Genomic DNA, 26,140 nt, shown 5'->3' with positions numbered 1-26,140 from the left:
AATATGGCGTTTGCTGTCGAGGCGCGTGAAAGCGCTAACCCTTTCGGCTGGGCAATTTTCGGCTCTGCCAAGCTTTTCCGGGCTCTTCCGGTTATTGCTGCCATCGGCCTGGGGGCCGCTGTATCGACCTGGACACTGGCATCGGTTGCCACGATGCATTCGTCGGCAATGCCTACCAACGAAGACAAGAGCCTGTTTGCCGATATCGCCATCGCGCCGAAGGCGCATGCGCATCACAATGCCGGCGCCGCGCAGGCCCTCGTTCACGTCAGCAAGTTTTCCCGGCTTCCCGGCCAAACGACCGTTTCCGACCGCATGACGGCGGATGTTCCCGCGAAATCCTCCAAGGACATGGTAGCGCTGATGCAGCGCCGCGGACTTTCGCTGCTTGCCATGCGCAACAATGGCAGCGAGATCGCTTTGGCGCTGAGGCAGCAGGCAGAGACACTCGCCAGCGCCGCGCCGATCCCGGCCGTGACGACGCCGTCCGCCCTGCCCGCTCCGGTTCAGGTTCAGGTCGCAGCCGTCAAGGCGCCTGAGCCCGCAACGACCATGGCCGCAGCCGAAGCAATGCCGCAGCCGCGCCCGACGCCCGCCGCTTCCCCGATCGAGACCGCGCTCGCCGATGGTGTCGCCGCCTCCGACGAACCTTTCGGCCTCGTTCTCTCCGACGGCGGCGAAGTACCGCTGCCGATGGCCCGCCCGAACCGTCCAAAGACGGCAGCCAATGCACCGGAGACGGCGCTTGCCTATGCCAAGGTCGACGACGAAGATATCGAAGACGACATGCCGAAGGTCGGCAAGCCGACGCTGACGCCGATCGCCCGCGCCGGTGTTGCCGTCTACGACATTTCGGCCGGTACCGTTTACATGCCGAACGGCGATCGCCTTGAGGCGCATTCGGGCCTCGGCAACATGCGCGACAACCCGCGCTTCGTCGATCAGAAGATGCGCGGCCCGACGCCGCCGCATACCTATAACCTTCAGATGCGCGAAGCGCTGTTCCATGGTGTCGAGGCGATCCGCCTGCATCCGGTCGGCGGCGCCGGCGCCATCCACAATCGCGTCGGCCTGCTTGCCCACACCTACATGCTCGGCAAGCGCGGCGACTCCAACGGTTGCGTTTCCTTCAAGGATTACAAGCGCTTCCTGGCTGCCTTCAAGCGCGGTGAGATCAAGCAGCTGGTCGTCGTTCCGAAATATAGCGGCACCTCTGCCGGTTCGCCGAAGTCGACGCTGGCGTCGCTCTTCTCGCGCCGCTCCTGATCGAAATTTCGATGCAAGACAGAAGAGGCGGCCGCGCCACCGGCCGCCTCTTCTGCGTTGAGATGACACAAATCGCCGACGCGCCCATTGATCGCGATGGACGAACCCGGCATAGCTGCATTATGTACGACAAGGACAATTTCCGCTAAGGCCCTGCAATGGTGAATTATATCGAAGCCGCCACGGCGCCGCCGAAAAATACCGGCGCAATCAGGCTCTATGGCCCCGACGCTTTCGAAGGCATGCGCAAGGCCTGTCAGCTGACGGCACGCTGCCTCGACGAGCTGGCATCCATCGTCAAGCCCGGCCTGCCGACGGATGCGATCGACCGTTTCGTGTTCGAATACGGCATGGACAACGGCGCCCATCCGGCGACGCTGAATTATCGCGGCTATACGAAATCGACCTGCACCTCGATCAACCATGTCGTCTGTCATGGTATTCCCGATGCCAAGCCGTTGCGTGAGGGCGATATCGTCAATATCGACGTCACCTTCGTCGTCGATGGCTGGCACGGCGATTCAAGCCGCATGTATCCGGTCGGGCAGATCAAGCGCGCCGCGGAGCGCCTTCTCGAAGTGACGCATGAATCGCTGATGCGCGGTATCGCTGCCGTACGCCCGGGTGCGCGCACCGGCGCGATCGGCGAGGCGATCCAGACCTATGCGGAAGCCGAGCGCTGCTCCGTCGTGCGCGACTTTTGCGGACATGGCGTCGGCCGCCTGTTCCACGATTCGCCGAATATCCTGCATTACGGCCGGGCCAACGAAGGCCCTGAGCTGCGCGAAGGCATGATCTTCACCATCGAGCCGATGATCAATCTCGGACGGCCGCATGTGAAGGTGCTGGCCGACGGCTGGACGGCGGTGACGCGCGACCGGTCGCTCTCGGCGCAGTACGAGCATACGGTCGGCGTAACGGCCACCGGCTGCGAGATCTTCACGCTGTCGCCCGGCGGTCTCGACCGCCCCGGCCTGGCGCCGCTCAACGGGTGAGACAAAGATGGCGAAAGGCCCCGTTCTGAATTCCGATGATGAACTGCCTTTCGACGATCTTCCCGTCGACGAACGCCTCTTCTTCGCAGAACAGCCTGCCAAGCCGGCGCCGGTCGCAAAGACCGCGCCGCCATCGATCGGTGGCGAGCAGCATTACCACGGTCATCGCGAGAGATTACGCAACCGCTTCCGCGAGAATGGCGACGGCGCGCTGGCCGATTATGAAATCCTCGAGCTGCTGCTCTTCCGGCTGATCCCGCGCCGCGACACCAAGCCGATCGCCAAAGCGCTTCTCGACCGGTTCGGAACACTCGCTGCCGTCTTCGGCGCGCCCACGGCGCTCCTGCAGGAGGTAAAGGGTGTCGGCGAAGCGGTGGCGCTCGATCTGAAGCTCGTCTCGGCGGTAGCGCAGCGCACGCTGAAGAGCGAGCTGCGCAACAAGCAGGTGCTCGGCTCCTGGTCTTCGGTGATCCAATATTGCCATGCGGCGATGGCCCATGAAGCACGCGAGCAGTTCCGCATTCTCTTTCTCGACAAGCGCAACGCGCTGATCGCCGACGAGGTGCAGGGGCGCGGCACGGTGGATCACACGCCGGTCTATCCGCGCGAGGTGGTGAAGCGGGCCCTGGAGCTCTCCGCCACAGCGCTGATCCTCGTCCACAACCACCCTTCCGGCGATCCGACGCCCTCGCGCGCCGATATCGACATGACGAAGATGATCATCGATACGGCGAAGCCGCTCGGCATCACCGTTCACGACCACATCATTATCGGCAAGGACGGGCATGCCAGCCTCAAGGGCTTGCGCCTGATCTGATCCCTTTCAGGTAAGTGTCAGTTTCGGCTCGCAGAGAGTGCGTGCTGCATATTCCGCAGCGCGATTCGAGCTAGAGATTTCGATGGCACTGGCATTTCCGCGTCTGACCGTTTCTCCGATTACCAAACGCATCCTCAACGTCTTCGGCCTGCTCGCCGTCCTGATCGGCGGCTACTATCTCTATCTGCTGGCGACCGACAATTTCCATGCCGTCGTTGCCGGTGAGGTCTACCGCTCCTCGCAGCCGTCAGCCTCAGCGATCGCTCGCTTCGAAGGCAAGTACGGAATCAAGACGATCCTCAATCTGCGCGGCGAGAACGAGAAGCACGGCTGGTATGACAGCGAGGTCGCCCAGTCGAACGCGCTCGGCATCAAGCATATCGATTTCCGGATGAACTCGTCGACGGAGCTGACGCCCGACCAGGCAATGCAGCTGATCGCCATCATGCGCGATGCGCCGAAGCCGCTGCTGATCCATTGCCAGGCTGGTGCCGACCGGACGGGCCTTGCCTCGGCGCTCTATCTCGCCGCCATCGCCCGCAAGAGCGAGAAGGTTGCCGAGGGTCAGCTGTCGCTGCGCTACGGCCACATCCCCTACTCTTTCTCGCATGCTTTTCCGATGGACATAACATTCGAGAAAATGGAACCCCTGCTTGGCTTCGGTGATTCCTGATACCTGCCCCTTAAAGCATCTGTAACATTGACCAGATACCGGTGAATGCGCGACATTTTGCGGCGCAATATCTGATTCCTCTTCCAAGCCGGGGCTGAGCCATGTTCCAGTACGATCTCGTTGTTGTGGGCAGCGGCCCCGCAGGCCGCCGTGGCGCCATTCAGGCTGCCAAACTCGGCAAGAAGGTTCTGGTCATCGAACAGGGCAAACGCGTCGGCGGCGTCTCAGTCCACACCGGTACCATCCCCTCGAAGACGCTGCGCGAGACGGCGCTCAATCTCTCCGGCTGGCGCGAACGCGGCTTCTACGGCCGCGCCTACCGCGTCAAGGACGAGATCAGCGCCGAGGACCTGCGCCGCCGCCTGCTGATCACCCTCGACCACGAAGTCGAAGTTCTCGAACACCAGTTCGCCCGCAACCGCGTGCAGCACATGCGCGGCAAGGCAAGCTTCGTCGATGCCTCGACGCTGCAGGTCGTCAAGGACGACGGCGAGACCATTCAGGTGGCAGCCAACAGCGTTCTGCTCGCCGTCGGCACCAAGCCATTCCGCCCTGATTATATGCCCTTCGACGGCAAGACCATCATCGACAGCGACGAGCTTCTCGACATCGAGGAACTGCCGCGCTCGATGGTCGTCATCGGCGCCGGCGTTATCGGCATCGAATATGCGACGATCTTCAGCGCGCTCGACACTGCAGTGACGGTAATCGATCCGAAGTCCACGATGCTCGATTTCATCGACAAGGAGATCGTCGAGGACTTCACCTACCAGCTGCGCGACCGCAACATGAAGCTGCTGCTCGGCCAGAAGGCCGACAAGGTGGAGAAGCTCGATAACGGTAAGGTGCAGCTGACGCTCGACAACGGCCGCCACCTGACGACCGACATGGTGCTTTTCGCTGCCGGCCGCATGGGCGCCACCGACACGCTGAACCTGCCGGCGATCGGCCTGGAAGCCGACAATCGCGGCCGCCTGAAGGTCAATCCGGAAACCTTCGAGACCTCCGTTCCCGGCATCTATGCGGCCGGTGACGTCGTCGGCTTCCCGAGCCTGGCCTCCACCTCGATGGAACAGGGCCGCATTGCAGCGCGCGTTGCTGTCGGCGCCGTCGCCAAGGAGCCGCCCAAATACTTCCCCTACGGCATCTATGCCGTTCCGGAAATCTCCACCTGCGGCCTGACCGAGGAGGAAATGAAGGAGCGCGGCATTCCCTATGAATGCGGTATTGCCCGTTTCCGCGAGACATCGCGCGGCCACATCATGGGTCTCGATACCGGCCTTCTGAAGCTGATCTTCTCGCTGAAGACGCGCCGTCTGCTCGGCGTTCACATCGTCGGCGAAGGCGCGACCGAGCTCGTGCATATCGGCCAGGCCGTCTTGAACCTGAAGGGCACCGTCGAATATTTCGTCGAGAACACCTTCAACTATCCGACGCTCGCCGAAGCCTACAAAATTGCTGGCCTCGACGCCTGGAATCGCATGGGCGACATCAAGTCGGAACTCTGAGCCGGCTCAGTTCGCCAGCATATTGTCGGGTTTCATCCAGTCGAGCTCGCCCAGAGCCGCCAAGAGATGCTGCGCGACGGCCTTATTGCCCTCGCGCACCGCGATGTCGTAGGCGGTCAGGCAATATTTCACCAAGGGCCTTGTCAGCATCGGCTCTTCCGACACCGGACAGACGATCCCGGCATAGAGATGCGGAACGCCGCTGCGGTCGCGGAAGCAGCGGCCGAACACCATGACATAGGAATAGGTGCCGTCGACCTGGCGTGTCCGGTAGCTCTGCTGCTCGGGCTCGCCGGTGGTGATCGTCTGGTGGATCGTGGCGGCGACGCCCGGGCGGTCTTCCGGGTGAATGCGCTCGATATAATTCTCGAGCGGCAGCCCACGCTCGGCGGTGTGATAGTCGAGCCCGAAGAGATCGGCCACCGCGCCATCTGCATAAAGCAGGTTGGAGGCTATATCCCAGGTGAAGAAACCGGATTCTGCAGCCAGGCCGCTATCGGCCTCGCCTTCGATGGCGCTGTTCTGGAAGGCCACGATTTTCCCCTCTGCATATCGACGCAATCCTGAAGTGTAGAGGATAGGCCTCACACCGCAAGACACTGATTAGCAAATATGAAACTTCTTCACAGCCTGTAAGTCAGTACGCTTGCCGACAAAGAAAAAGGCCCCGCCGCGAGGCGAGGCCTTTCGAAATCCTGATCGGATCAGCCGATTATTCGGCGTCGCCTTCGGAAGCCTTCTTCTTCGGAGCAGCCTTCTTCTTCGGAGCTGCTTCTTCGCCTTCGGAAGCTTCAGCCTTGGCAGCTGCCTTCTTCTTCGGGGCCTTCTTGGCGTCCTTGTCCGAGCCTTCGCCTTCTTCGTCGGCGAGCAGCTCTTCCTTGGTGACCTTCTTGTCGGTGACGTCGATCTCGGTCAGCAGATGGTCGATGACCTTCTCTTCGAAGATCGGAGCGCGGATCGAAGCGGCTGCACCCGGCTGGCTGCGGAAGAAGTCGAGAATCTGCTTCTCCTGGCCCGGGTACTGGCGCAGCTGCTCATAGATAGCGCGCTGCATTTCGTCTTCGGACACTTCGACGCCGGCCTTTTCGCCGATTTCGGAGAGAACGAGGCCGAGGCGGACGCGGCGTTCAGCGAGCGTCTTGTACTCTTCCTGTGCCTTGTCTTCGGTCGTGCCTTCGTCTTCGAAGGTGCGGCCCGACTGGGCCAGATCATTGTTCACCTGGCTCCAGATGCCGTTGTACTCGGCGTCAACCAGCGACTTCGGGGTCTCGAACTTGTACATCTCGTCGAGCTGGTCGAGGATCTGACGCTTCACCTTCTGGCGGGTCAGCGAGCCGTACTGCGATTCGATCTGGCCGCGGACGATTTCGCGCAGGCGGTCAGCCGATTCCAGGCCGAGCTTCTTTGCGAGTTCGTCGTTGATCTCGGTTTCGCCCGGAGCAGCAACGTCCTTGACGGTGACGTCGAAGGTGGCTTCAGCGCCAGCGAGGTTCTTGGCCGGGTAATCGGCCGGGAACGTCACAGTGATGGTCTTTTCGTCGCCAGCCTTGACGCCGACCAGCTGGTCTTCGAAGCCCGGGATGAAACGGCCGGAGCCGAGAACGAGTTCAGCGCCCTGATCGGTGCCGCCGTCGAAGGCAACGCCGTCGACCTTACCGACGTAATCCATCGTGACGCGGTCGCCGTCGGCAGCCTTGCCCTTCTTGGTTTCGTAGGAACGGGCGCTTTCAGCGACCTTGAGGACCTGCTCGTTGACTTCGTCATCGGAGATGTCGACGACTTCGCGGGTGATCTTGATGCCCTTGGTGGACTTCAGTTCGATCGGCGGCAGAACTTCGTAGGACAGCGTGAATTCGAAGTCCTTCTCAGCGGAAAGGATCTGTTCGGCCTCGTCCTTGTCCTCGGTCATGGCGACTTCCGGCTGGGTGGCGGACTTTTCGCCACGGCTGGAGAGGATCTGGGTCGGCTGTTCGCGAACGATCTCGTTGACGAGGTCGGCCATGATGGACTTGCCGTAGACCTTCTTCAGGTGAGCCGGCGGTACCTTGCCCGGACGGAAGCCGTTGATGCGGACCTTGTCCTTAACGTCGGCAAGACGCTCGTTCAGCTTGCTTTCCATGTCCTTGGCCGGGATAACGACCTTGATTTCGCGCTTCAGCCCTTCAGCGAGCGTTTCGATAACCTGCATGTCTTCCTACCTTCATTTCGTTGGCGGCCGTGCCCAGACGCCTTCGTTTCGATGAGCACGACGCCGGACAAACTTGGCCGCGCGTGGCTTGTTGTTCAAATTCCAATGCATCCCGCCGTTAAGGGGGACGGCGCCATCCTGCCGGGTAATCGGGATCTCCCGCCTGCAAGCCAGCTTTGGTGCGGGTAGAGAGACTTGAACTCCCACGCCTTGCGGCACCAGAACCTAAATCTGGCGTGTCTACCAATTTCACCATACCCGCGTTCGCAAAACCGCATGCATATGCCTGCGCATGAGGCCTTCCGGAGCGCGGCGTCTCTATATCACCCGATTTGGTAGAGGCAAAGGAAAAATGAAGACCGGATGACAGGGAGTTTCCACCCGGCGGGCGGCAATCCACAGGGCAATCGGCGCCTCAGTAAACCGGCTCTTCATAGGCGGGCTTTCCATCGACCAGCAGGCTGCGGATCTGTGCCGTTCCATCGGCCGAAACACGCACGGCGATGGAGACGTTTCCATCCTGGCGGGCCTCCTCCAGCGGCTTGCCCTCGCCTTCCGGAACATAATAGCGCTCGATGCCATATTCGACGCGGATCATGTCACCGCTCGACGCGCCGTAGCTATAGAACGGCTGGCTTTTGATGACGACGCTGCCGGTCTCGGGCATCAGCGCGGTGAAGGACGATTCGGCGATCGCCCAGAAGCCGTCCGGCTGCGGCCTGAGCCGCACCCACAGCACCTGCTCGCCCGCATCCTTGGGAAGGCCGCCCTTGACGGTGCTGACCGGCACCGAGGAGATGTCGTAATTCAGGATGACATAGTCGCCGCGCAGGAAATCGCGCGGATCGACCGGCGCGGTCTTCAAGACGACGTCGGCGCCGCTGCGCAGGATCGCAGCGCGGCTCTCTATTATATAGCCGAGGATCGCCGTCTGCAGCACGGCTGCGATGATGCCGGCAACCAGATAGCCGCGGCCCGAACGCGGGCTCGAGAGGACGGCGCTCATCGGGCGACCTCCTGGCGCTTGCCGCCGAAGCGTCTCTCCAGGCGGATCACCAGCCAGGCGACGACAGCGACGAAGAGACCCGACAGCAGGAAGAGACCTGACGTGCCCAAGATCGAGCCGACGGTCTCGGACGCCAGATAAAGGATCTCTCCGGCAAACATCAGATAGGCGAGATAGCGCACCGCGCCGTTGTCCCTGCCCTGCAGCGCGATCGCCAGCACGGAGACGCCGAGCGTCGCCAGGCTGAGCAGGATCAGCGCTCCGCCCTGCTCCAATTGTATATTGAGAAGCAGCAGGCCAACGGCGGCGACCAGGAAGGCGTAGAAGGCGGGAGCGGCTCCGGCCGTCAGGATGAACTCGGTGACGCGCAGCGGCGGCAGGCTGACGGCAAGGAAGACGGCCATGCCACAGACGACATAGACCATGGCGAGCCACAGATCCTCGTTCAGCGTATAGATCCAGGCAAGCCAGGCGACGGCGAGCAGATAGGCGAGATGACGCACCCTGCCCGCATCGGTGTAGCGCACCAGAGCCACCGTCACCGCGCTCATGACGATCGGCAGCCAGGCGCCGATGCCGATCCAGCGGCCGTCATTATTGTTGAGATAGACTGCAAACGATGCCCAGGAGAGGAAGCCGCCGATCGCGACGGCCGGCGCGGAACGAAAGAGCGCGGCCGAAATGACGGCGATCGCGAACCACAGATACATCACCACCTGCTCGTCGCCAGAGAGATGATACATCTGGCCGATCAGCGAGATGGCGCCGCCGAAGCCAAGAACGGCGATCACCAGAAGCGCGTTGCCGGCCGCCTGCGCGCCGCGGGCGAACAGCGCCGCGGCGCCGAGATAGGCCGCCCAGATGACGATCAGGATGGCGCCGACACGCACGAGCCTCGGAATGGCCTCCCAGTTGGAGGCGATCAGCAGCAGGACCGCGGCGCCGAGCAGGACGGCGGCGAGTACCATCAGCACCCGGCCAAGGCTGAAGCTTGCGGGACGGGCGTCGTATTCGCCGAGCATCTGCTCGGCAGCGACCTCCGTGATCAGCCCCTTGTCGACCCAGATAGAAAGGTCGCGCTCCAACCTGCCTCGATACATTCCAGCCTCCGCCCCGGTGATGGCATTGCCTAGCGTTATAGGCGGCCAAGCCGTTAGGCAATCCCGGGCTGCAATGCAGGAATCTCACTGTGCGAAGTTGGGGCACTTATTAACCGCCGATTAACGAGGCATTGCTAATATGTGGATATTGCAGCAAGGCATGCATGAGCCGCATAGCCACCATGAAAATATTGCACTGCAAAATAATCAAAAGTCATACTATTTAAATGATCAAGAAGCACGGGCATGGCAGCCCGGCCCGGTTTACCGGACGCCTGCGGACATGATGTTCGTAAAAAGAATTCGGAGCAGCGCACTCCTCCTCCCAGCGCCCTCCGATAGACTGACAACACTCCTCCTCCCAGGTGTCAGTCACCTACATGACGCCCGCCGGATCCTCCCCCGGTGGGCGTTTTGTTTAACGGCAGGTTAAACGATTAAACATCAGCAAATCCGGATAAAGCCGCAAAGCGTCCGCAGGCGCCCGCGCCCATGCAGAATGCATGCCGGAGCGCCAAGTCGAGCGCCGCGAGCAGACGGCCCTACCCTTCACCTGAATCGCGCCTGGAAAGCCTCTCTCCGCCATCCCTCGACTGGCTTTTCACCTTCTGGCCGCAAATGGCGACATCTTGGCGGGCAAAGTGACCAAGAGAAAATCATTCTGCCTATTCGTTGACCACAAAGCGGCGAAAACTTGTAATTCACCGCCCGAGATCTGCATTTCATGCATGGGTGGCTTGAATTCTTGTCTCTGTTAGTTCTTCGCGGCGCAACATATATTCAGCTCATCAAATAGAGGCCAGCGCGGAAAGGCTGCAGCTGGCAGATCGCAAGCCCTAGGAAAGGGGACCAACATGAACTTCAGCCGCTCTTTCAACAACTGGCGCAAGTACCGTCAGACGGTTTCTGAACTTGGCCGGATGACCAACCGCGAATTGCATGACCTCGGCATCGACCGTTCGGACATCCATCGCGTCGCTCGCGAGGCAGCTGCCCGCTAATCCAGGCGATCAGCGTCCTCCCAAGCTGATCTCCTCCCCAAAACGCCCGGTGCTCACGCAACGGGCGTTTTCTTTTGTCTGGAATTTACACTTTCGTAAGAGTTGCAGGCAAAAAGAGCTCACTTTTACCGCTCAAAAATTCACACCTGCGTATTTAGCGGGCAAATCATTGCACAAACGCATAGCAGATGCCTTTTCTTTGCACTGCACAATATGACAGCGATCCACTATATGAATGTGCAAGCGCAGAGACGGCGATGACGCCGACCGCGAGACACCTTCAAGGATGATAGAAATGAACCCGATCCGCATTGCAAAGAGCTGGATTAGCTACCGCCGCACTCTCAACGAACTCGGCAACCTGTCCAACCAGACCCTCTCCGATATCGGTATCAACCGTTACGAGATCCGCAACATTGCATCCCGTTCGTTCCGCTAATCAGCGGCGAATGCGATACACCCAAAACGGCGCCGTTAGGCGCCGTTTTCGTTTTTGGGCATCCGTCAGCGCCGCCAGGGCGCGTTCCATCGATAGGCGGCACGGCATGATGCCAGGCGATGCCCGTGACTGATTTCCGATTGTCCTGAGAGATATGGCGTTTGACTGCGCTCGCCATGCGCCGTTGGCTCTACGCCAGAAAGGCAGAAGCCGCGCTCCAGGCGCGGCCTGCTGTTTCAGGTGGTCGGGAAACGATCAGTTCCGCCATCTTCCGGAAGAATTCGCTTCGCTGCTGAAGAAGCGGGATGCGGCCTCGGTGCGATTGCGGACATTCATCTTCTTGTAGATGTTGCGAACGTGAACCTTCACCGTGTTCTCCGAGAGATGGAGCTCATCGGCGATGATCTTGTTCTGCGTGCCCTTGCAGATGAGATCGAGGATCTGGACTTCGCGGGTGGTCAGGGCGGACATGTCCCCCTGGCGCAGACGCAGCGCCCCTGCCCCGGCAGCTGCGACCGAACGGGTCTCGTAGAGCGACCGTTCAGGCTGCACCGCCTGGTTCGTCAGCCGGTTCAGCAATGCGGACGGGAAGTGTTCGCCGCCCTTCATCAAGAGATCGACCGCCGCCATGAACACGTCGAGCCGCAGATTGAGCGGCAGGACGCCGTCGATCACCCGTGCCTCGACCAGACGGTTGACATAGGGCTCCATCATATCGATGGCTTCGACCACGAGCGCAATCGACGTCGCGGGATGGTTTTCCCTGACGGCCGCCAGCGCCTCGCTGAGCTCGGCTCCGGTTATGTGGTAGAAGAGAACGAGCGTGGCATCATTCGCATCGTTTTCCAGCATGGCCTTGGAGTAGCCCTTGCTGATGACCTCACAGGTAGGAAACTTTTTCGCGAGAGCCTCGACGAGGCATTCGGAAAACAAGTCTGCATTGGCAATTACAAGTATCGTGTCCCCGGCCGGACCGAACTTTCGGCCCTGCTCGGCATCACCAGTCTTCGACGCAGTCATGAACATTTACGCCTCCCCATAGCGTTACACGTTACAAATGCTTTGAGTGATACTTCGGGCCGCCCGGACGGGCGCCCCTGATAATTCCCGTCTTCATTAGTTAGCCATTTCTTAATTATGGTAATACGAAGTTGCATTGAAGGAAATGGCCCAAACGGGTTAGTTTTTGTAAATATACAATGACATTTCCTATTGCAGCGGTTGTATTGCACCCTTCCTAGATAACTTATGGGGTATATTGCCGATTATTTTTTGGGTTCGATGGTATTTTCGCATCAATAATAGACAGGCGGTCTTTTTCACTCTTTCGGCCAGCGCCAATTAACCGGAATGTTACTTGTGCAAGTCTTTTGACGTAGACTTGAGCCAAAGCGAAGCAGCTTGATCGCCCGCAAATGGGGGCGACCTCCGGCGCGTTCCGGTTTAACCTTGGGGATGATCGGAGAGCGCGCTTGATCAGTCCGGGCGAAGAGCACAAGGCTCCGAAGCGCTAGCCCGAATTGGTATCTAGGAAGTTCAGTATTTCTCCCCCAAAGTTCTAGGGTCGCTGACTGGCGGCACCCGAAACGCGGAATATCCCCTCACGACTGCGATATCTCTGCTTTTCTATTGGGGCAACTCAAACAACTGAAAGCATGAAGTCTTCAATCACATGATTGCGGAACTAGATCTGTGCGTCCTTGTACTGAGTTACGCGCAATCCAATACGTCAGGTTTGGCCAACAAACCGAAAATTGAACCGCAGATGATCAGGTAATGCATACATCTGCATACCAGTAACAGTATCGGAGTAAGCGCGAGTAAATCCCATTTGAGATGAGAGGGATTTCGCACACTGCTCCGAATTCCTTTGGAGGAAGCGAAATGTCTAATTATCAGCCCGGTGGCGACACCGAAACCAACAACATCGGTGCGCTTGCCGACGGTTTCCTGGGCAATACCGCAATCAATGATCCGGACACCTCGAACGGCTCGACCGCCTATATCGGCGGCCTTGCCAATGGCGACAACCGCGACAACACCACGAATACCGACAACAGTGATAACAGCGACAATAGCAACAACAGCGATAACAGCGACAACAGTTCGGATATCACTGTCGACGCTACGCTCGATCTGCTGAACGGCAACAATCGCGACAACAGCTACGATTGGGACTACGACAGCAAGACGACCAACACCAATATCAATGATGCGGACACCAAGACGACCACCATCACCGATACGGATGTGAAGTCGGACTATGACTGGAGCTACGACAGCAAGTCGTACAGCGACAACGATATCAACACGAAGACCGACACCGACATCAAGACGGTCACCGATACCGACGTCAAGACGACCACGACGAGCGACAGCTTCAATACGGCTGACAGCTTCAACAAGACCGACAACGACACCACGAATACGGCGGACAGCTTCAACAAGTCGGACGACGACTTCGCGACGGTTCATGACGTCAAGGACTTCGACAACCTCGGCATCGCCGGCGGGTGACGTGAACTTCAACCTCGGTGACAACTTCTCCTTCACCCTGGATGTCGACAACATCCTGAACGGCAGCCTCGGTGGCGGCAATGCCTTCAATGCCATCCAGGCGAACCATCTTGCGGACCAGGATTCGGTCTGGAGCATGAAGATGGATGCCGCCCACGCCAGCAACTCCGTCTCCACCGCGGGCAACACCGCGACCGGTGCGGAAGGTATCGATCTCGGCCACCATGGCGGCTGGACCGGCGGTGCCGGTGACGACGTCAACGGCTCGAGCGTTGCGGATGCGTCCTCGATCCTTGCAAATTCGGGTATCCACATGGAACTCGTGCAAGGCGCGAACATGCTCAGCAATACGTTCGACGCGATCGGCCACGACTCCAATACCGTGGGCCAGGACTCGCACGACGGCGCATAACCTCCAGGACTGTCCAAGACATCCTGCACCGGCGGTCCCGCCGGTGCAGTTTGGCGGCTTGATGCAGCACACGAGAGTATCCGTGACGGGCGGGTATGCTGTTGAGAGGCCGGGCACCGTGGCAAACGGGAGGGGCCACCATGCATACAGAGAAGCTTTCAGAAATCATTGCGCACTTCATCGGCCTATTCGATACGGCGACCGAAGAAGCGAAAATGCGCAATGCCTATGCCGAGGGTTCTCGGCCGACCGAAGACAGCGCGCTGCCGCATGACGAAGAAGCGGCCGCGCAGAAATTTGCCTCGGATCTCGAACTGAAAGACTACGATCCGAGCGCGCCTTACCGGTCACTCGCCTATGACATCAATTTCGCGCATCCGCGCTTCCTCGGCCATGCCTTCGAGGAAAGTATCGCCAAGCTGAACGAGCTGGCGCATCGCGACCTGACGGGGCTGCATTTCACCCCGCAGATCACCGTTCCGGGCGAAGATCCGCTGCTGCCGATCTATGCCGGTCCGGGCTCGATGATCGCGCATGTCTCGCAGATCAACATCCTCTATGACGACGACTTCCTGAACCTGTCGGATCAGCAGGTCGATCCTCGCGACACCAGTTTCGTGACGATGAAGCTGATCGAGTATGAGGAAAAGGCCGAGGCGCTGTCGCCGTTGCAGGAGATCCACCGGACCGACAATGCCGAGGCACTGACCAAAATCGCCGACAGCATGCACGACTATATCCGCTCGATGCCGGAGGCGTCCGACCAGACGCCTGACGGTCAACCGCAGCCGACCTTCGTGAGCGACGGCGATGCCGACAGCCCGACCTATCTCTATAAGAGTGCCGGCGACGATCTGAGCAGTCCGTCCTATATCGTCAACGGCGTCGCCACCACGACGGCACCGGTGCTCGACGACATGATGCCGGACCGCGGCATCGCCAAGCCGCCGGCCGACCTTGAAGACAGCAAGAGCGACACGCCGCAGGAAGAGCATGGCGGCCCGGGCAATACGCTGGACATCGCCGCCGGCGCCAATGTGCTCGCCAATATCGTGCAGATTACCGATACCTCGGTGATCTCGTCCGTGACCGCCGTGATGGGCAACTACCATCAGATCGACGCGATCACCCAGAGCTATATCTATAGCGACCACGACGATTTCGGCGGCGTCTTCAACAAGTCACAGAGTGCTGCGACCGTCGCCAACAATATCGCCAGCTTCCAGCGCAGCGTCTATGACGACGGTGGCTCGCAGCATTCTGCCTCCACCGACGACGGACACGATCCGACCTTCCCGACCGCCTGGCGCGTCAGCGTCGTCAATGGCGACGTGTCCTTCGTCAACTGGATCGAGCAGTATCACTTCATCAACGACAACGACACGATGACGATCACCGCCACCGGCACGGATGCGACCGTGCTGACGGGTGGCAACTCGGCCGTCAATTTCGCGTCGATGTTCGGCATCGGCATGCAGTACGATCTGGTGATCGTCGGCGGCAACGTTCTCGACATGAACGTCATCTCGCAGATCTCGGTGCTCTACGACAATGATTGGGCCCGCGGCCAGGACGGTGCCCCCGGCGCCACGATCCAGGGCGGCAACAACCTGATCTGGAACCTTGCCGAAATCCACAATGTCGGCGCCAACGACCGCTTCCAGGCGATGCCCGACTACATGGCGGCCACCCAGAAGGCGATCGAGGAGCGCGATCCCTCGATGCCGGAAGGGCTTGCCCATGACGCCAACTTTGCCGGCTATGCGGGGCTGAACGTCCTCTACATCACCGGCAACCTCTATGACGTCAACGTCATCAAGCAGGTGAGCATTCTCGGCGATTCCGACGACGTCACCCATGTCATCTCGTCGATCGCCCAGAACAATCAGAACGCCACGATCCATGTCGATACCGGCAGCAATGCCGTCGTCAACATCGCCCAGATCATGGATTACGATACGATTGGCCATACGACCTACCTGAATGGCCAGCTCTATTCCGATGCGATTCTGATCCAGAGTGGCCTTGTCGAACACGACACGACGCAGCCGCAGCAGGCGCCGCTTGCCAATGAAGCCATCGCCTTCCTCGGCAACGACAGCGACCAGCACGCCAGCGGCTCCGACGACGTGACGATCAATGGCGGCCACGACTACGCATGGCACCTGACCCACCCGGATGTGATGCAAGGCGTCACCGCATAGTTTTGAGTAGAGGGAAGCGCTCCCATGAATCACATTCCAAAGAACACCTTCACCGGAAGCCGCACTTTGGGACTCGGCCGGCGCGGCAGCGCGTTCGACGAGGATATGACCGATGCCTGCATGTCGGCGATCGACGACGCTGTCGCCAATCTTCGCCTGCTGACCGAGAAGCGCGCCGCAGCGCGCGCCGCCGAAGCTGCTGCCTTCCGGGCCGCTGCCGCCGAGGATCTTGCACGGACGGCTGAGGTGCCGGAAGCCGTCGAGGCTGAGGAAGAGGTTGCTGCAGTCGAGATTGCCGCTGTGCCCGAAGCTGCGGCTCTGGTTGAACCGGAGATCCAGGCCGAAGAGCCGGCACCGGTTGAGCATGAAGAAACAGAGACGCAGGCGGAAGTGGAGGTCGCGGCTCCGACAGTAATCGAAGCAACGGCGGAAATCGCAACCGTTCAGCAGGCCGAGGTTCTGGAAGAGCCCAAGGCCGTAGAGGTAGAAACGCCTCCCGCACCGGTCGAAATCGCGACAGCGGTGGTCGAGCCTCCGGCCGTGCAGGCAGAACCCGTAAGCGCTCCGGCAGCGGCCGAAGCCGAAGAGACAGTCGCTCGCCGCACACCGCAAACGCCGGAGATGCCGGAAGCCATTCCGCAGGAGCCTTCGGAGCTGAAGCAGAGCCCGACGATCCCGTTCGGCAAGACGATCGAGGGCAATACCGGCCCGCTGCAGGAAAACGACCGGCGGCTGAAGACCGGCGGGGGCGGCAATGGCAAGGATCCGGATTCCGGTGGTGGCGGAGGCGGTGGCGGCGGCAACGGCGCGAACTTCCACAAGCGCAGCGAGCCGGTGAATTTCGCGGCCAGCCTCGCCAAGGGCATTGCTGCAGTCCGCCGCAACATGGTGATCGTCATGGCCTTCACCATCGCCATCAACATTCTGCTGCTGGCGATTCCGCTCTACCTCTTCCAGATCTCCGACCGCGTGCTGACCAGCCGCTCGATTGATACGCTGGTCATGCTGACGATCGCGGTGCTGGGTGCGGTGCTGATCCAGGCCTTCCTCGATTCGATCCGCCGCTTCATCCTGATGCGCACCGCCGTCGAGCTCGAAGTGCAGCTGGGGGCGCCGATCCTCAGCGCCGCCGCCCGCGCCTCGCTTCATGGCACCGGCAAGGACTACCAGATCCTCCAGGACCTGCAGCAGCTGCGCGGCTTCCTGACGTCAGGGACGCTGATCGCCTTCCTCGACGCGCCGCTGATGCCGCTGTTCATCGTCGTGGTCTATCTCGTGCATCCGCATCTCGGCCTGATCATCATGGCCTGCTGCGCGGTGCTGTTCTTCATCGCCTACCTGAACCAGAAATTCACGGCGCGGCAGTTCGCCGACGCAAACACCTATCTCAGCCGCGCCAACTTCCACCTCGATTCCATGGCGCGCAACTCGCAGATCATCAATGCGCTCGCCATGATCCCGGAAGCGGTGAAGATGTGGGGCCGGGAGACGGCCGGATCGTTGAAGAGCCATGTGGCCGCCCAGGACCGCAACATCATCTTCTCCGGCATCTCCAAGGCCTGCCGAATGATCACGCAGGTCGCACTGCTCGGCTGGGGCGCGCATTTGTCACTCTCCGGTGAATTGACCGGCGGCATGGTCATCGCCGCCTCCATCGTTTCGGGACGCGCGCTGGCGCCGATCGAGGGCGCGATTGAAGGCTGGCATCAGTTCAACCGCTCGGCTGCCGCCTATGGCCGCATCAAGCAGCTGCTGATCAACTCGCCGCTCAACTTCCCGCGGCTGCGCCTGCCCAATCCGGAAGGCCGTCTCGATGTCGAGCGCATCCTGTTCGTGCCGCCGCCGCAGAAGAAGGTCATCCTCAACGGCATTTCCTTCTCGTTGAGGAAGGGCGAATCCCTTGCCGTAATCGGCAATTCCGGTTCCGGCAAGACGACGCTCGGCAAGATGCTGGTCGGTTCGATCCTGCCGACATCGGGCAATGTGCGTCTCGACCTGATGGACCTGCGCAACTGGGATCAGCGGCAGTTCGGCGAAAGCATCGGCTATCTGCCGCAGGACGTGCAGCTCTTCCCCGGGACGATCAAGGCGAATATCTCCCGCATGCGCGACGATATCGACGATCACCAGATCTACGAGGCTGCTGTTCTGGCCGACGTGCACGAGCTGATCGCCAGCTTCCCGCAGGGCTACGAGACGATCGTCGCGGCCGATGGCGCACCGCTTTCCGGCGGCCAGAAGCAGCGAATCGCGCTTGCCCGCGCCTTCTTCGGCAATCCGAAGTTCGTCGTTCTCGACGAGCCGAATTCCAACCTCGACACGCAGGGCGAGGCTGCGCTTGCCCGCGCGCTGATCCATGCCAAGAAGCAGGGCATCACCACGGTGACCATCACCCAGCGCCCTGCCCTTCTCCAATGCGTCGACAAGATCCTACTGCTTAAGGACGGCTCGGTCGGCATGTTCGGCGAGCGCATGGAAGTTCTGCAGGCGCTGCAGGGCAACGGCAACAATCGTCCTCAGCCGCGTATCGAAGGGTAATCGAAATGGCTCAGACCAGTCTGCAGACGGTCAACAATCCGGTCGAATGGTATAGCGAGGTTCCGCGCTCGATCCGCTATCACACGATGATCGGCCTTGCCGTGCTGATCATATCCTTCGGCAGCTTCGGCTTTTGGGCCGGCACCGCGCCGCTTGCCTCGGCGATCATCGCCCAGGGGAGCTTCGTCGCAACCGGCAACAACAAGATCGTCCAGCATCTCGAAGGCGGCATCATCAAGGACATGCGGGTCAGCGAAGGCGACGTCGTCAAGGAAGGCGACGTGCTGCTGACGCTCGATCCGACTGCAGCGCTCTCCAACGACCGCATGCTGAAACTGCGGCGTCTGCGTCTGGAAGCCGTCGTTGCCCGCCTGCATGCCGAGGCCGCCGGCGACCGGGATTTCAAGATCCCCGACATCGTCATGGCCGAAGCCAGCGACCCCGACATCGGCTCGATCATCCAGAGCCAGAACATCGTCTTTCACAGCAAGCAGGTGAAGCTCGAGGAACAGCTGAACCTGATAGAGAAGAACATCGCTTCGCTCGAATACCGCTACAAGGGCTATAGCGGCCAGAAGGACTCCTTCGACCGGCAGCTGGCGCTTTTGACCGAGGAGCGCGATTCCAAGGCCCGCCTCGTCAAGGTCGGCTATATGCGCAGGACCGACCTCCTGGCGATCGAGCGCGCCATGGCGGATGCGATGGGCGATATCTCGCGCCTGCAGGGCGAGCTCAACGAGAGCGAGGCTGAGATCGCCAAGTTCCGCCAGGAAGCGATCATTGCCGTCAACTCCAACAAGCAGGCGGCGCTCGATGCGCTGGAAACCGCTGAATCGGATCTCGACAGCGTGCGCGAGCAGGTGCGCGAGGCACAGGGCGTGCTTGAGCGCACCGTCATCCGCTCGCCGGTCAACGGCACGGTCGTGCGCGCCTATTATCATACCGCCGGCGGCGTCATCACCACCGGCAAGCCGATCATGGAAATCCTGCCGGCCCATGTACCGCTGATCATCGAAGCGCAGGTGCTGCGCACCTCTATCGACCAGCTGCATGAAGGTCAGACGGCGGCGATCCGGCTTTCGGCGCTGAACCGGCGCACGACGCCGGTACTCAATGGCAAGGTCTTCTATGTCTCGGCGGACTCGATCGAAGAGAATGCCGGGTTGCAGACCAAGGACGTCTATATCGTCCGCGTCGAAATCCCGGATTCGGAGATCGCCAAAGTGCATAATTTCCACCCGGTTCCCGGCATGCCGGCCGACGTGTTGATCCAGACCTCGGAGCGCACCTTCTTCGAATATATCACCAAGCCGATCACCGACAGCATGTCGCGTGCCTTCAAGGAGCGCTGAGATTTATAATACAAAGAGACTAGGAGCTTCCGCCGCCGATCTGCAGTATTCTCGCTTGCAGGATCGGTTGGTGGAGGCTTCTATGGCGGCCATGTCTGACGTGCTCTTGCGGGTTGGGCGGCTGAACTATGTCTGGACCAATACCGAGAGCCTGCTGATCTATGTCATCGCCCATCTTCTCAGGGTGGAGAAGGATGCGGCGATCGTGGTTTTCCTGACGCTGAACACCACACGGGCGCGCATCGACCTTGTCGAGCGTCTCGCCAAGCTGCACTCGACCCCTGCTTCCGACCGCAAGACCATCCTTCACATGATGATGCGGCTGAAGAAGGAATCGAAGATGCGCAACAAATACAATCACTGCATCTATTCCTTCGACGACAAGGGGCAGATCTCCTCCACGCAGCTGATGCGGCTCGTCGAGGACGACAAGGAAATCCGCTACGGCAAGGTGGAGCAGCTCGACCAGCGGGAGCTCGATGCGCTTGAGCGCTCGATCGGCGAGATCGTGGCGATCAGCAATTCGCTCTGGGAGTTCATCCATGCCAGCGAGCATGCCTCGGCGCATATCTAGGCCCTCGGCATCGGCCGCGTGATCCACCAGAAAACCAGCGCTATCACGCTGAATGAACAGCCGAGCGCACAGACGCCCGGCCAACCGGCATGTGCGTAGATCATCGTCGAGGTGATGGCGCCCAGCGCGCTGTCCGCGGAATAGAAGACCATATAGCCGCCGACCAGGCGGCTTCGTGCTTCCGGGCGGGCGGCGAAGATCAGCGTCTGGTTGGTGACATGCACGGCCTGAACCGCGAAATCGAGCGCGACGACGCCAAGCAGGAAGACCGGCAGGGAAGCCGGCAGGCAGAGGATTGCCGCCCAGGAGATTGCCAGCAGTGCCAGCGAGGCGCCGGTGGCGGGTTGCGCTAGGCCTCGATCCGCAAGCCGACCGGCGCCGCTTGCCGCCAGGGCACCGGCAACGCCCGCCAAGCCAAACAGGCCGATAGCCGTATGCGACATGAGATAGGGCGAAGCGCTCAACGGCAGGACCATTGCCGTCCAGAGCGTGCTGAAGCTTGCGAAGATCAGGAAAGCCAGCACGGCCCTTGCGCGTAACAGAGGATCGCGCAGGAAGAGCTGCGGGACGGACCGGAGGATCGCGCCATAGCCTTCCTTCGAACCGGATGGCATTTCATGCGGCAAGGTCTTGGCTAGGAGCGCGCCAATGATCAGCATCAGCATTGCCGATGCCAGATAGACGGTCCGCCATCCACCGAGATCGGCGAGCAGCCCGGCCCAGAGGCGTGCGGCGAGGATGCCGATAACGACACCACTCGTCACCAGCCCCACGGCCCGGCCCCGCTCCTCGGGTCCTGTCAGCGACGCGGTCAGTGCGACCACCACCTGAACGACGACGGACAGCAGCCCGAGAGCAATCATCGCGACTAACAGCATGAATGTTGATGGCGCCAGGCCGACGGCAGCGGCGGCGGCCGAAAGCAGCATCGTCTGTGTAATCACCAGCCGGCGTCGGTTGGCGATATCGGCGAGCGGCACGATCAGCAGCAGACCCGCGGCATAGCCAATCTGCGTCAGCGTCACGACGATACCGATATCGGCAGTCTCGAGGCCGAAATCCGAGGCAATCGAGCCGAGCAGCGGTTGGGCATAATAGACATTGGCGACGCTTGCGCCGCAGGTCACCGCGAAGAGAAGCAGCGTCCAGGAGCCGAGTTTCGATTTTACCCCGGCAGACGATGGGGTGTCCTTGAGGAAGTCCATAAGCGTGATCCCGATTGAATCCAGTTCAATGATGAGACCACTTGAGGTGCGAACGTTCTAGTTCTATTTTAGAACCAGAATGGAGGACCGATAATGAAGCGGAAGAGCTTTCGCGAGGCCGAGTGCCCGGTTGCACGTAGCCTCGATGCGATTGGCGACTGGTGGTCGCTGCTGATCATTCGCGACGCTTTCGACGGCATCACCCGCTTCACCGCCTTCCAGCAGAATCTCGGGATTGCCAAGGGCATGCTGGCAACCCGGCTTCGCGACCTGGTGGAAGCCGGCGTTCTCGACCTCGTGCCTGCCTCCGATGGCAGCGCCTATCAGGAATATGTGCTGAGCGCAGCAGGGCGCGACCTCTTCCATGTCATCGTCGCCCTGCGCCAATGGGGCGAGGCGCATCGCTACAGACCGCAGGAGCGCCGCTCGGTTCTCGTCGATACCGAGAGCGGCGCGCCGGTTTCCCGGCTGGAACTCCGCGCCGCCGATGGCCGGCGGATTGCCTGGCCGGATACCCAGGTGATTGCGCCTAGCTGAGCAGCCATTCCCTAACCCGCAAGGCTAGCCCGATTTGATGCCGGTTTTTATCCGAACGGCATATTTGATGCCTGCCGTTTCCCCATAGAATGCAGGTTCCCGAACTGTGTAAGGGGTGTTGGGAGGGGGATGATGCGCATTGACGTGATCGACACGGAGGCCGGTTTCGACGGGCTCCGCGAACAGTGGGAGCGGGTCTATGGAAACGATCCCTACGCCCAGCACTTCCTCTCCTGGATCTGGCTGAAGCCCTATCTCGCGCGGCGAAACCGCTGGTTCGTGCTGGCGCTACGCGAAAAGCCGGAAGGTTCACCCTACGTCGCCTTCTTCCCGTTACGGGTGGTCACACAGCACGACGAGAAGACCGGCCAGTTCATCGACGAGATCATCATGGCCGGCAACTGCTCGGCCGATTATACCGGCTTCCTCGCCGAACCTGCCTATGAGCAGAACGCCATCGAAGGCTTCTCTCAATATCTCAAGCAGCAGAACTGGACGCATCTGAAGGTCGAGTTCTTCTACGGGCCGCAGGAGCGCCGCGACGCATTCCTGCGGGCGCTGGAGGGGCCTGACGTGATGTTTCGCGACAGCTCGCCGAAGAATGCCGAGAATATCGACAATTGCATCTGCCCGGTCGTCCATCTGCCCGACAGTTTCGACTCCTATCTCGACACCAGCATGAGCAGCCAGACGCGGCAGAAGCTGCGCCGCTTCATGCGCAAGGTCGAGGCCGACGAGAACTACCGGATCACCATGGCAACGCCGCAGACGATCGAGCGCGATCTCGACATTCTCTTCAGGTTCTGGCGGATCAAGTGGCTTGCCAAGAAGGGCGAGGAACGGACCGACCGGCTGATCGCCGGGACGCGGACCCTGCTGATGGACAGCTTTGCGACGGGCAATCTCGATGTTCCCGTCCTCTGGTATGGCGACCGGCCGCTCGGCGTGCTGGCCAACATGATCGACCGGCAGAAGAAGTCGGTCCTATTCTATATCACGGGCCGAGACGAGGAGTGGAAGACGCCCTCTCCCGGTCTCATCCTGCATGCCCACTGCATCCGCAAGGCGATCGCCGAGGGTTTCAAGACCTACGACTTCCTGCGCGGCACCGAGCCCTATAAGTACATGTTCGGGCCACAGGAGCGGCAGCTCTCCTGCACCATCTTCCGCAGCCGCACCGGCCGCAATCTCGGCGAGGTCATCAATCGGCGCAGCGTCGATTTCATCTATGAGCGGGCGCTCGACATGTACCGGCGCGGCGACAAGGCCTATGCGGAGGCCGCCTTCAAGCAGCTGCTCGCCACCGTGCCCGGCCATATCGGCGCCGAATTCGGGCTCGCGAGCCTGACCTTCGACCGCGGCATGCTACCGGAGGCCGAAGCCGCTTTCACAGCGCTGATCGGCCGCGTCAAGGATCCCGCCCCCGTCTATCTGAAGCTCGGCGAGACACAGCTGGCGCTCGGCACCTATGACCAGGCGGCCAAGACCTTCGGCAAGATCATCCAGATCGCGCCCTATGATGCACAGGCCTATTACAAGCAGGGCGTGGCGCTGGCCGGCGCCGGGCGGAAGGACGAGGCCGCCCGCTCCTTCTCGATGATCGAGCAATTCAACTACGACGACCCAAAGCAGCAGGCCTATGCCGAGAAGGCGCGCGATGCCCTGCGCCGGATCGTCACCGAGCAGGGGCCGGAGCCGAAGGTACGGGCGAAGAAAGCCAAGCAGGCGAAGCGGGTGCTGCCGCTACCGTCACGGCCGAAATTCGAGCGGGAGCCGGCCTTCTCCTGATCGTGGTGCGAAGCCCTGCCTTTTTGAACGCGGGAGTTTCCTGCGCTGACGAGGCGTGATAATCAGCCGCCCATGACCAAGACCTCTTCCCACTCCCCCATCCATGTCATCGGCGGCGGCCTCGCAGGCTCCGAAGCCGCCTGGCAGATCGCCAATGCCGGCGTCCCCGTCATCCTGCACGAGATGCGCGGCGTTCGCGGCACCGATGCGCACAAGACGGATAGCCTTGCCGAGCTCGTCTGCTCCAACTCCTTCCGCTCCGATGATGCGACCAGCAATGCGGTCGGCGTCATCCATGCGGAGATGCGCATGGCCGGATCGCTGATCATGGCCTGCGCCGACAAGCATCAGGTGCCCGCGGGCGGCGCGCTTGCCGTCGACCGCGACGGCTTCGCGGAAGCCGTGACCAGGGCGATCGAGGAGCATCCGCTCGTCACCGTCGTGCGCGAAGAAGTCGCCGGCCTGCCGCCGAAGGAATGGGATCAGGCGATCATCGCCACCGGCCCGCTGACGGCACCGTCGCTTGCCGAAGCCATCCAGGCCGAGACCGGCGCCGATGCGCTCGCCTTCTTCGATGCCATCGCGCCGATCGTCTATCGTGAGAGCATCGACATGGATATCTGCTGGTATCAGTCGCGCTACGACAAGGTCGGCCCCGGCGGCACCGGCAAGGACTACATCAACTGCCCGATGACCGAAGAGCAGTACAATGCCTTCGTCGATGCGCTGATCGCCGGCGACACCGTCGGCTTCAAGGAATGGGAAGGCACGCCCTATTTCGACGGCTGCCTGCCGATCGAGATCATGGCCGAGCGCGGCCGCGAAACGCTGCGCCACGGGCCGATGAAGCCGATGGGTCTCACCAACTCCCATAATCCAACGGTGAAGGCCTATGCCGTCGTGCAGCTGCGACAGGACAATGCGCTGGGCACGCTCTACAATATGGTCGGCTTCCAGACGAAGCTGAAATACGGCGCGCAGGCGGATATCTTCCGGATGATCCCCGGTCTCGAAAATGCGGAATTTGCCCGCCTCGGCGGCCTGCACCGCAACACCTACATCAACTCGCCGACGCTGCTCGATCATTCGCTGACGCTGAAGTCGCGCCCCGGTCTGCGCTTTGCCGGTCAGATCACCGGCTGCGAGGGCTATGTCGAAAGCGCCAGCGTCGGTCTTCTGGCCGGACGCTTCGCGGCTGCTGAGCGCAAGGGCGAAGCGGTATCGCTACCGCCTGTCACGACGGCGCTTGGCTCTCTGCTTGGCCATATCACCGGCGGCCATCTGGTGACTGACGAGGAACCGGGCAAGCGCTCCTTCCAGCCGATGAACATCAATTTCGGACTGTTCCCAGAGCTGCAGCCAGGTTCGATCGTCAAGCCGGAGGGCGTCAAGCGCTTCCGCGGCAAGGACAAGACGATCATGAAGCGTCAGCTGATCGCCAAGCGGGCGCTTGCCGATTGCGCCGCGTGGCTCGGCCAGAGCGTACCGCTCGCCGAAAGCGCCTGATCAGAGATCAATGATTGTTGGCTGCCGGCTTTTCGGCCGGCCGCAGCACCAGATCGGCATCGGCGACATAATTGCCGAGCAGCCAGAGCGAGACTTCGGACGCCTCCTTGGCCGAGACGAATTCGAAGGTGCCGTTCTGATGCGGATGGTCGAGAAAATCGATCACCAGTCCCTTGCCCGTTTCCGAGCTTGCGACCCGCACCCTGCCCGGCTGAAGCACGTGGCAGGAGAAGTGGCGGTGCATGCTGCGCATGAAACCAGCCTTGTTGTCATGCAGGCGCACGAAGACCACCTGGCCATCGGCCGTTGCCTGGAGCTGGCGGATCGCCTCATGCGGGAAGGCGCGATTGAACTCGAGGATCGCCAGACCCATGTCGCGCAAACCCTCTTCATCGCGGTTCTGCGATGCCATCCGCGTTGCCACGAAGGCGAGCAGGAACAGGGCTGCGAAAATGACGATCCAGACGATAATGCTCAACGCCGTTCTCCAAAAGGACTTGCGGTTGCCGCCTTA

21 protein-coding genes, 1 tRNA gene and 1 pseudogene are annotated in these 26,140 nt (G+C 61.0%); 15 read left to right on the top strand and 8 right to left on the bottom strand.

Annotated features, from left to right (window positions below):
* Window positions 1–3: 3 nt before the first annotated feature.
* From ABIE40_RS08630 to sthA, 5 genes are all read left to right on the top strand, one after another.
* A complete protein-coding gene (locus ABIE40_RS08630; RefSeq protein ID WP_199629364.1) occupies window positions 4–1,266 on the top strand; it encodes a tlde1 domain-containing protein in 1,263 nt (420 codons plus the stop codon).
* A 158-nt stretch (window positions 1,267–1,424) separates the two neighbouring features.
* Window positions 1,425–2,261 carry a type I methionyl aminopeptidase gene (gene map, locus ABIE40_RS08625; RefSeq protein ID WP_112711607.1) on the top strand — a complete coding sequence of 279 codons (837 nt, stop codon included), beginning with the start codon at window positions 1,425–1,427 and terminating at the stop codon, window positions 2,259–2,261.
* A 7-nt stretch (window positions 2,262–2,268) separates the two neighbouring features.
* Window positions 2,269–3,078 carry a RadC family protein gene (radC, locus tag ABIE40_RS08620; protein ID WP_199629365.1) on the top strand — a complete coding sequence of 270 codons (810 nt, stop codon included), beginning with the start codon at window positions 2,269–2,271 and terminating at the stop codon, window positions 3,076–3,078.
* Between the two features lie 82 nt (window positions 3,079–3,160).
* Window positions 3,161–3,751: a dual specificity protein phosphatase family protein gene (locus tag ABIE40_RS08615; RefSeq protein WP_112711604.1), complete on the top strand. Its 591-nt coding sequence runs from the start codon at window positions 3,161–3,163 to the stop codon at window positions 3,749–3,751.
* 101 nt (window positions 3,752–3,852) lie between these two features.
* Window positions 3,853–5,259: a Si-specific NAD(P)(+) transhydrogenase gene (sthA, locus tag ABIE40_RS08610; protein ID WP_199629366.1), complete on the top strand. Its 1,407-nt coding sequence runs from the start codon at window positions 3,853–3,855 to the stop codon at window positions 5,257–5,259.
* Between the two features lie 6 nt (window positions 5,260–5,265).
* Here sthA and ABIE40_RS08605 read toward each other — a convergent pair whose 3' ends face one another.
* From ABIE40_RS08605 to ABIE40_RS08585, 5 genes are all read right to left on the bottom strand, one after another.
* Window positions 5,266–5,793 (bottom strand): PAS domain-containing protein, encoded by a 528-nt coding sequence (locus ABIE40_RS08605; RefSeq protein WP_354540988.1) that lies wholly within the window; start codon window positions 5,791–5,793, stop codon window positions 5,266–5,268.
* Between the two features lie 178 nt (window positions 5,794–5,971).
* Window positions 5,972–7,447, bottom strand: a complete 1,476-nt coding sequence (tig, locus tag ABIE40_RS08600) for a trigger factor (protein WP_112711602.1) — start codon at window positions 7,445–7,447, stop codon at window positions 5,972–5,974.
* A 177-nt stretch (window positions 7,448–7,624) separates the two neighbouring features.
* Window positions 7,625–7,709, bottom strand: a tRNA-Leu gene (locus ABIE40_RS08595).
* A gap of 153 nt (window positions 7,710–7,862) precedes the next feature.
* Entirely contained in the window at window positions 7,863–8,453 is a 591-nt protein-coding gene (locus ABIE40_RS08590) for a GDYXXLXY domain-containing protein (RefSeq protein WP_199629367.1), read from the bottom strand.
* Window positions 8,450–9,553 carry a DUF2157 domain-containing protein gene (locus ABIE40_RS08585; protein ID WP_199629368.1) on the bottom strand — a complete coding sequence of 368 codons (1,104 nt, stop codon included), beginning with the start codon at window positions 9,551–9,553 and terminating at the stop codon, window positions 8,450–8,452. Before ABIE40_RS08585 ends, ABIE40_RS08590 begins: the two co-directional genes overlap by 4 nt.
* Before the next feature lie 854 nt (window positions 9,554–10,407).
* On the opposite strand from ABIE40_RS08585, the gene ABIE40_RS08580 reads away from it, so the two are divergent.
* Both ABIE40_RS08580 and ABIE40_RS08575 read left to right on the top strand, forming a co-directional pair.
* The gene (locus ABIE40_RS08580; protein ID WP_112711599.1) at window positions 10,408–10,554 is read left to right on the top strand and encodes a DUF1127 domain-containing protein; all 147 of its coding nucleotides are present in this window, start codon (window positions 10,408–10,410) and stop codon (window positions 10,552–10,554) included.
* A gap of 295 nt (window positions 10,555–10,849) precedes the next feature.
* Complete coding sequence (locus ABIE40_RS08575; RefSeq protein WP_112711598.1) at window positions 10,850–10,993, top strand: DUF1127 domain-containing protein; 144 nt, start codon at window positions 10,850–10,852, stop codon at window positions 10,991–10,993.
* Between the two features lie 255 nt (window positions 10,994–11,248).
* Here the strand turns inward: ABIE40_RS08575 and ABIE40_RS08570 are convergent, their stop codons facing one another.
* Entirely contained in the window at window positions 11,249–12,019 is a 771-nt protein-coding gene (locus ABIE40_RS08570) for a response regulator transcription factor (RefSeq protein WP_199629369.1), read from the bottom strand.
* Between the two features lie 858 nt (window positions 12,020–12,877).
* On the opposite strand from ABIE40_RS08570, the pseudogene ABIE40_RS08565 reads away from it, so the two are divergent.
* The 5 genes and pseudogenes from ABIE40_RS08565 to ABIE40_RS08545 all read left to right on the top strand — a co-directional run bounded on the left by ABIE40_RS08565 (window position 12,878) and on the right by ABIE40_RS08545 (window position 20,590).
* Window positions 12,878–13,922: pseudogene (locus tag ABIE40_RS08565) on the top strand (fibrinogen-binding protein).
* A gap of 140 nt (window positions 13,923–14,062) precedes the next feature.
* Entirely contained in the window at window positions 14,063–16,126 is a 2,064-nt protein-coding gene (locus tag ABIE40_RS08560) for a hypothetical protein (RefSeq protein ID WP_199629371.1), read from the top strand.
* A gap of 24 nt (window positions 16,127–16,150) precedes the next feature.
* A complete protein-coding gene (locus tag ABIE40_RS08555) occupies window positions 16,151–18,664 on the top strand; it encodes a type I secretion system permease/ATPase (protein WP_502944778.1) in 2,514 nt (837 codons plus the stop codon).
* A 5-nt stretch (window positions 18,665–18,669) separates the two neighbouring features.
* On the top strand, window positions 18,670–20,016 hold the full coding sequence (locus ABIE40_RS08550) for an HlyD family type I secretion periplasmic adaptor subunit (RefSeq protein ID WP_199629372.1): 1,347 nt from the start codon (window positions 18,670–18,672) through the stop codon (window positions 20,014–20,016).
* An 82-nt stretch (window positions 20,017–20,098) separates the two neighbouring features.
* A complete protein-coding gene (locus ABIE40_RS08545; protein ID WP_112711593.1) occupies window positions 20,099–20,590 on the top strand; it encodes a hypothetical protein in 492 nt (163 codons plus the stop codon).
* Here the strand turns inward: ABIE40_RS08545 and ABIE40_RS08540 are convergent.
* Complete coding sequence (locus tag ABIE40_RS08540) at window positions 20,587–21,795, bottom strand: MFS transporter (RefSeq protein WP_199629373.1); 1,209 nt, start codon at window positions 21,793–21,795, stop codon at window positions 20,587–20,589. The two genes, ABIE40_RS08545 and ABIE40_RS08540, sit on opposite strands and share 4 nt — an antisense overlap.
* A 90-nt stretch (window positions 21,796–21,885) precedes the next feature.
* Here ABIE40_RS08540 and ABIE40_RS08535 point away from each other — a divergent pair, with 90 nt between their 5' ends.
* From ABIE40_RS08535 to trmFO, 3 genes are all read left to right on the top strand, one after another.
* Window positions 21,886–22,332 carry a winged helix-turn-helix transcriptional regulator gene (locus ABIE40_RS08535; RefSeq protein WP_354541068.1) on the top strand — a complete coding sequence of 149 codons (447 nt, stop codon included), beginning with the start codon at window positions 21,886–21,888 and terminating at the stop codon, window positions 22,330–22,332.
* Window positions 22,333–22,464: 132 nt separating this feature from the next.
* Window positions 22,465–24,120, top strand: coding sequence for a GNAT family N-acetyltransferase (locus tag ABIE40_RS08530; RefSeq protein WP_199629375.1), 1,656 nt, complete (start codon window positions 22,465–22,467; stop codon window positions 24,118–24,120).
* A gap of 72 nt (window positions 24,121–24,192) precedes the next feature.
* A complete protein-coding gene (trmFO, locus tag ABIE40_RS08525; RefSeq protein ID WP_199629376.1) occupies window positions 24,193–25,626 on the top strand; it encodes a methylenetetrahydrofolate--tRNA-(uracil(54)-C(5))-methyltransferase (FADH(2)-oxidizing) TrmFO in 1,434 nt (477 codons plus the stop codon).
* Between the two features lie 7 nt (window positions 25,627–25,633).
* Here the strand turns inward: trmFO and ABIE40_RS08520 are convergent, their stop codons facing one another.
* On the bottom strand, window positions 25,634–26,104 hold the full coding sequence (locus ABIE40_RS08520; RefSeq protein WP_199629377.1) for a hypothetical protein: 471 nt from the start codon (window positions 26,102–26,104) through the stop codon (window positions 25,634–25,636).
* Window positions 26,105–26,140: the final 36 nt, after the last annotated feature.

The organism is Rhizobium sp. OAE497 (assembly GCF_040546565.1).
Lineage (GTDB): Bacteria > Pseudomonadota > Alphaproteobacteria > Rhizobiales > Rhizobiaceae > Rhizobium.
Note: the sequence above shows the minus strand (reverse complement) of the source record. Positions and strands in the feature narration are given on the sequence as shown.

Bases quoted from the DNA above. Each gene is read 5' to 3' on its own strand.
- ABIE40_RS08630 (WP_199629364.1), top strand. From the start codon at position 4: ATGGCGTTTGCTGTCGAGGCGCGTGAAAGCGCTAACCCTTTCGGCTGG.
- ABIE40_RS08590 (WP_199629367.1), bottom strand. From the start codon at position 8,453: ATGAGCGCCGTCCTCTCGAGCCCGCGTTCGGGCCGCGGCTATCTGGTT.
- ABIE40_RS08585 (WP_199629368.1), bottom strand. From the start codon at position 9,553: ATGTATCGAGGCAGGTTGGAGCGCGACCTTTCTATCTGGGTCGACAAG.
- ABIE40_RS08575 (WP_112711598.1), top strand. From the start codon at position 10,850: ATGAACCCGATCCGCATTGCAAAGAGCTGGATTAGCTACCGCCGCACT.
- ABIE40_RS08555 (WP_502944778.1), top strand. From the start codon at position 16,151: ATGAATCACATTCCAAAGAACACCTTCACCGGAAGCCGCACTTTGGGA.
- sthA (WP_199629366.1), top strand. From the start codon at position 3,853: ATGTTCCAGTACGATCTCGTTGTTGTGGGCAGCGGCCCCGCAGGCCGC.
- ABIE40_RS08550 (WP_199629372.1), top strand. From the start codon at position 18,670: ATGGCTCAGACCAGTCTGCAGACGGTCAACAATCCGGTCGAATGGTAT.
- map (WP_112711607.1), top strand. From the start codon at position 1,425: ATGGTGAATTATATCGAAGCCGCCACGGCGCCGCCGAAAAATACCGGC.
- ABIE40_RS08540 (WP_199629373.1), bottom strand. From the start codon at position 21,795: ATGGACTTCCTCAAGGACACCCCATCGTCTGCCGGGGTAAAATCGAAA.
- tig (WP_112711602.1), bottom strand. From the start codon at position 7,447: ATGCAGGTTATCGAAACGCTCGCTGAAGGGCTGAAGCGCGAAATCAAG.
- ABIE40_RS08530 (WP_199629375.1), top strand. From the start codon at position 22,465: ATGCGCATTGACGTGATCGACACGGAGGCCGGTTTCGACGGGCTCCGC.
- radC (WP_199629365.1), top strand. From the start codon at position 2,269: ATGGCGAAAGGCCCCGTTCTGAATTCCGATGATGAACTGCCTTTCGAC.
- ABIE40_RS08615 (WP_112711604.1), top strand. From the start codon at position 3,161: ATGGCACTGGCATTTCCGCGTCTGACCGTTTCTCCGATTACCAAACGC.
- ABIE40_RS08545 (WP_112711593.1), top strand. From the start codon at position 20,099: ATGGCGGCCATGTCTGACGTGCTCTTGCGGGTTGGGCGGCTGAACTAT.
- ABIE40_RS08570 (WP_199629369.1), bottom strand. From the start codon at position 12,019: ATGTTCATGACTGCGTCGAAGACTGGTGATGCCGAGCAGGGCCGAAAG.
- ABIE40_RS08560 (WP_199629371.1), top strand. From the start codon at position 14,063: ATGCATACAGAGAAGCTTTCAGAAATCATTGCGCACTTCATCGGCCTA.
- ABIE40_RS08580 (WP_112711599.1), top strand. From the start codon at position 10,408: ATGAACTTCAGCCGCTCTTTCAACAACTGGCGCAAGTACCGTCAGACG.
- trmFO (WP_199629376.1), top strand. From the start codon at position 24,193: ATGACCAAGACCTCTTCCCACTCCCCCATCCATGTCATCGGCGGCGGC.